Raw genomic sequence first — 1,768 nt, 5'->3', positions numbered from 1 at the left:
GCTGCAAACTTATACTAAACCATTACAAATATAAGTTTGGCATATGTATACCTTGTCAAACTGATATTGGGAAAGGCTTTTATATTGGTCACTTTGGCGGTATCGTTGTTTCACCCGAGTCTAAGATAGGTGAACATTGCAACATATCCCAAGGGGTAACAATAGGAAAAATCTCTCAAGGAGAGAAAAAGGGAGCGCCTACAATTGGCAATAGAGTTTATATTGGCCCCGGCGCAAAAATCGTTGGCAATATAACCATCGGTGATAATGTTGCTATTGGTGCAAATGCTGTTGTGGTCAATGATGTTCTGAGTGATTGTACTATTGGCGGAATACCGGCAAAAATCATATCCACGAATAATTCATCTCTATACATTAACAATACAAGCAATTGATCGTATGAAGTATTCAACGGTATTTAAAGGAATCTCATGGTTATTCCTTTCCACTATTGCTTCTCAAGTAATTAGCTTACTTACTCTTCCATACATATCTAGAGCATACAGCGAGTCCTCACTCTCTGTTATGGGGATAATGGCATCAGCTTTGGTATTACTTACGATACTAAGTACATTGAGGATGGAATTTTATATAGTAAAAAAAAATGATAACGAGAATAAGGAGTTCATTCCTTCTCTATATTTAATGTCAATATTATCAGGCATTTTTTTATCTCCATTTTTGTTGATATTCTTTAATTACAAAAACATTGAAGTTTCCATACATACTGCACTGCTAATAATTTCTTATACTATTTTGTCGTTTATTTTAAACATATCACTACTAAACTTGACAAATAAAAAGAAATTCGCAACGCAAGCCTCAATAAGAGTTGTAAAAGCGATAACCCTTCTCACTTCATTATGGCTACTTAGTTCTTTCGAAGCTACAGGGGTAATTTTGAGCCTTGTTATTTCAACGTCAATTCCCTTAATTTGGTATATCACAAAAAACCATTCAGAATTCACTACTGTTTTTTCTGAATTTAATAACAAAAAATCAATCATCTTATTGCAACTAAAAACATCCTATCACGCTGCAATTCAAGCAGTATTAAATGTAATTAATATTCAGTTTATTTCTTTTTATGTTATCATTTTTGGTTCTTCAAACTTGATTGCTGCATACTTTTTTATGGAAAGAATTGTTACCGCACCTTTAAACCTTATTGCGAGTAGTTTGAGACAAGTTATTTACAAAGATTTAGTAGAACAAAAAGAATACAACAACTTACTAAAAAGACTTAGTATCTATCATGTTTCTTTATTGCTTATCAGTCTGCTGGTTGCTGCTGGTTTTTACTTATACGGTGAAACTTTAATAAACTTTACTCTTGGCGATGGTTGGGGATTAGTTTATCAACTCGCTGTAGTATACATGCCAGTTTTATTATGTAGAATCATAAACATCCCCACTACGTCAATGTATTTGACGCTTGATGCCATGCATAAACTTTCAAAATATGAAAAAATCGATCTAATCACCAAAATAATAATTTCAACAATCATATACTTCCTATCACCCGACTTCATCGTATTTATGTCAATAATATGTTTATATATATGTATTTATTACGTAGCAATAAATGTCATATTATATATTGAACTATTTTCTATGCGAAATAAAAATGCTCAATAAACAAACGATAATAACCACCTTCTATGTATTTGGGATTTTGTTCTTTGGTAGAGCATTCACCTTTATTTTTGAAATTCTCCCTGAAGGAGTAGCAAGCAGTATATTCACTCCAATAAGTGCTAGCATATAC

General features: G+C 32.4%; 2 protein-coding genes. Both read left to right on the top strand.

Going from position 1 to position 1,768, the window contains the following annotated elements:
* The coding region (locus L4C32_RS20555) for a serine O-acetyltransferase (protein ID WP_428198756.1) at nucleotides 1-395 on the top strand (395 nt) is incomplete at its 5' end.
* Between the two features lie 4 nt (nucleotides 396-399).
* The gene (locus tag L4C32_RS20550; RefSeq protein WP_428198755.1) at nucleotides 400-1,638 is read left to right on the top strand and encodes a lipopolysaccharide biosynthesis protein; all 1,239 of its coding nucleotides are present in this window, start codon (nucleotides 400-402) and stop codon (nucleotides 1,636-1,638) included.
* Nucleotides 1,639-1,768: the final 130 nt, after the last annotated feature.

Origin of the sequence: Aliivibrio kagoshimensis (assembly GCF_050337105.1) — a bacterium.
Lineage (GTDB): Bacteria > Pseudomonadota > Gammaproteobacteria > Enterobacterales > Vibrionaceae > Aliivibrio_A > Aliivibrio_A kagoshimensis.
The sequence above is the reverse complement of the archived record's forward strand: the minus strand, read 5'-3'. Positions and strand labels throughout refer to the sequence as shown.

Excerpts from the sequence above, each read along its gene's own strand:
- L4C32_RS20550 (WP_428198755.1), top strand. The coding sequence starts at position 400 with ATGAAGTATTCAACGGTATTTAAAGGAATCTCATGGTTATTCCTTTCC.